At 45.2% G+C, this 2,555-nt stretch carries 3 protein-coding genes; all 3 read right to left on the bottom strand.

Annotation, left to right across the window (positions count from 1 at the left end; all coding sequences use genetic code 11):
- Positions 1-198: 198 nt before the first annotated feature.
- Entirely contained in the window at positions 199-402 is a 204-nt protein-coding gene (locus tag IM479_RS00765) for a phycobilisome linker polypeptide (protein ID WP_002739162.1), read from the bottom strand.
- A gap of 190 nt (positions 403-592) precedes the next feature.
- Entirely contained in the window at positions 593-1,078 is a 486-nt protein-coding gene (gene apcB, locus IM479_RS00760) for an allophycocyanin subunit beta (protein WP_149106796.1), read from the bottom strand.
- Between the two features lie 79 nt (positions 1,079-1,157).
- A complete protein-coding gene (apcA, locus tag IM479_RS00755; RefSeq protein ID WP_287685484.1) occupies positions 1,158-1,643 on the bottom strand; it encodes an allophycocyanin subunit alpha in 486 nt (161 codons plus the stop codon).
- Positions 1,644-2,555: the final 912 nt, after the last annotated feature.

The raw sequence follows: 2,555 nt of genomic DNA, 5'->3' as shown, positions 1-2,555 counted from the left end.
CAATCCCCGCTTGGGATTTACTTCGACCAAGCCCAAAATCGCTGAAACCCAGATATATCAAGGAAAATCATAAATCGAGGTTAACCCTTTGTCCCGTAATGGTTTGAGCCTTTTTTGCTGACCGAAAACGCCTAAGTCCCACTAAAGCAAAAAGAGGTCTGGAAAGACCTCTTTTTTTTAAGTTCCAGTGGCAGCCAATTACAGTAAACCTGTATTAGTCCCGGGTTTACCGGTAGCTAACTGCACTTTGACAATTTTGCCGCCCATTTTCATGATGCGTTGTTGCTCACGAAACCAATTATCGTAGGGAACGAGTTTGGTGAAATAGGTATTTTGTAATTCCCGTTGTGTCCGAATGCGGCTTTGGCTAGGAACACAAGCGGTGATTTTGAACATCCGCATGGATTGATTTCTCCTAATCGCTGAAAAACTTGTCGCTTAAACTAACGAAGGCTTTTTCCTAAAATAACAAAGGTCGGGAGTCAAGGATCAATACTAGCTCGTCAAAACCTATCTTGGACAGATTCAGCCTTTAAAGACCTAGCACTCATCCTCGGCTTCCCGAACCCTATTTTGTCCGAGTTCGTTACTTCTAGCTTAAGCCAGAGCTAATGTAGTCGAAGTAAATCCCCATTTCTTTACCCGCATCAGCACCAACTAAACTAGCGGTGACTTCTTTCATCGCTTGGATAGCTTGAACGGTGGAGGAGATGGGTACACCTAAAGAGTTGTAGGTTTCTTTCAGGCCGTTGAGAACGCGCTCGTCGAGGATGGAAGGATCTCCAGCTAACATAGCGTAGGTAGCATAACGGAGATAGTAGTCGAGGTCACGGATACAAGCGGCGTAACGACGGGTGGTGTACATATTACCACCGGGACGGGTTACGTCAGAGTATAACAGGGACTTAGCCACAGCTTCTTTAACGATACCAGCAGCGTTAGCGCTAATGACACTAGCGGCGCGCACGCGCAGTTCACCGGTGGCGAAGTAGCCTTTCAGTTTGCCGAGAGCAGCAGCGTCAAGGTATTTGCCTTGAACGTCAGCAGAGTTGATAACAGAAGTAATTGCGTCTTGCATGGTGGTTCTTCCTTGGGTTTTGCTTAATCTTAAGAGGTTTACGAGGGGTGTGTCTAGAACAATTCACAAAGGAATTATTCTACGACATAGAGCCGATCACGTAATCGAAGTAGGAAGAAGCTTCAGAAGCATCGTCAGAAGACATAAGACCAGTAGCAACTTCTTTCATTGCGCGAACACTTTGAGCTACGGCACCGATGTCGGTTCCTAAAGATTTGTACATTTCACGCACACCGACCAAACCGATTTCTTCAATCGGGGTGACATCACCAGCAACTACTCCGTAGGTGATTAAACGTAGGTAGTAGTCCATGTCACGCAGACAGGTAGCGGTCATTTCTTCGCCGTAAGCGTTGCCACCGGGGGAAACGATGTCAGGACGTTTTTGGAATAAGCGATCGCCAGCTTGTTTGACGATGGTTTCGCGAGCGCCGGTCAGGGTTTCGGCGATGCGTAAACGAGCGGCACCACTGGTAACGAAGGCTTTAATTCTGTCTAGTTCGCCGGGGCTGAGGTAACGAGCTTCAGCATCAGCATTCACGATCGATTTCGTGACGATACTCATTGATGGATTCCTCCCAACTAAGTGAGATTAATAAACTTAATCTGACATTTTATAGCAGTTGTGGTCACTAGGCTCAAGTTATCTCGTTTCCGCCTCAGCGTCTCAAGACTTCCCTAGCTAGAGCGACCTAACGCAACTATTTTGCGGCATCTGGTTCACCTTCTCACTATTTTCGTAATACTTTTTAACATTTGCCCGAAGAAGGAAGCACCGGTGTGGGGAGCGATTTTTCAGTGAGCAGTAAATAGTAATCAGTAATCAGTGAACCTCGTCTAATATTATCTCAAGACTAAAAGTCTTTCTAGTTAAGGAATCTACCCAAATAAAAATGATTTTAATTGCCTCATATTTTTTCAGTGAAATTGAATTAGCAACGATAGATATACATTTCAGCCATCGAACTACTTGGCTAGTACATAGACCAAAAGCAAGCTGTGATTGGGTTATAATTTTTGGAGATGTCTAGTGAACTGAAAACTCGCATCTGATCACTGATCACTGAAAAGGCTGTCTCCTGGTTTACCGAAAAATTGGGTTTAAAGCCTCGCCCTTTTAGGGCGACTTTATATGATGTATGATATTAAGAATAGGGGGCCGGGTAAGCAACCGCTTAAAAAACCCAGTCATCGCTGGATGAACGCACCTTGAAAACTAGAGTTATGGGGTTCTATAGGGGAATGCTCCTATAGGTAAAAGCTCTAAGCGTCAAGTACCAAAGAAACCAATGATTTTAGAGGTTTTGAACTGTATCGTAGGGCATACGAGAACAGCCTTCTGTAAGGTCGCGAAAGTCTGAGGAGAGAACCACCTCTGGGTGGGATTTCGCCAGGAATCTAATTCAAGTGGACTCGTTGAGCCAGAAATTCTCAGCAGTGATGCTAGAAGAATCCACGTCCGTTTACGGCGTGGGGT

The organism is Microcystis sp. M165S2 (assembly GCF_020245885.1).
In the GTDB taxonomy this organism is placed as follows: domain Bacteria; phylum Cyanobacteriota; class Cyanobacteriia; order Cyanobacteriales; family Microcystaceae; genus Microcystis.
This window is presented reverse-complemented; position numbering and strand designations above follow the sequence as displayed.

Excerpts from the sequence above, each read along its gene's own strand:
- IM479_RS00765 (WP_002739162.1), bottom strand. The coding sequence starts at position 402 with ATGCGGATGTTCAAAATCACCGCTTGTGTTCCTAGCCAAAGCCGCATT.
- apcB (WP_149106796.1), bottom strand. The coding sequence starts at position 1,078 with ATGCAAGACGCAATTACTTCTGTTATCAACTCTGCTGACGTTCAAGGC.
- apcA (WP_287685484.1), bottom strand. The coding sequence starts at position 1,643 with ATGAGTATCGTCACGAAATCGATCGTGAATGCTGATGCTGAAGCTCGT.